Source organism: Cytobacillus oceanisediminis 2691, assembly GCF_007678455.1.
GTDB classification, from domain to species: Bacteria; Bacillota; Bacilli; order Bacillales; family Cytobacillaceae; genus Mesobacillus; species Mesobacillus oceanisediminis_A.
This window is the reverse complement of record NZ_VEEP01000168.1, coordinates 1-287: the sequence shown is the minus strand read 5'-3', so window position 1 is coordinate 287 and position 287 is coordinate 1. Positions and strand designations below refer to the sequence as shown.

The window sequence follows — 287 nt, the reverse complement described above, 5'->3', positions numbered from 1 at the left end:
ATCAAGGGTGGGTGGCTTTATAGGGTGGAGAATTCAAGGATACAGGGGGGAGATGTCTTGATGGATGGGGAAGGAGTGGTTGTAGATGTGAAAAAGGTGGTTGAAGAGAATGAGAATTTGGAGATTGAATTTAGGGATATGTGGAGGGAAATGATGAAGGTTGGTGAAGAAGGAAAGGTGATTGGGGAAGAGGAGAGAATGTATTTGGGATGGGTGTTTTATTGTGAAAAGGGACTTGTGGGGAATATGAAAAGAATCGTTGAGCAGACGGAGTATGAAAATGAATT

Annotated in this window: 1 protein-coding gene; it reads left to right on the top strand. The window is 42.5% G+C overall.

The window, feature by feature from the left end; translation table 11 throughout:
* Positions 1-57: 57 nt before the first annotated feature.
* On the top strand, positions 58-287 hold a 230-nt coding region (locus tag FS736_RS23675; protein ID WP_144481546.1), incomplete at its 3' end, for a hypothetical protein.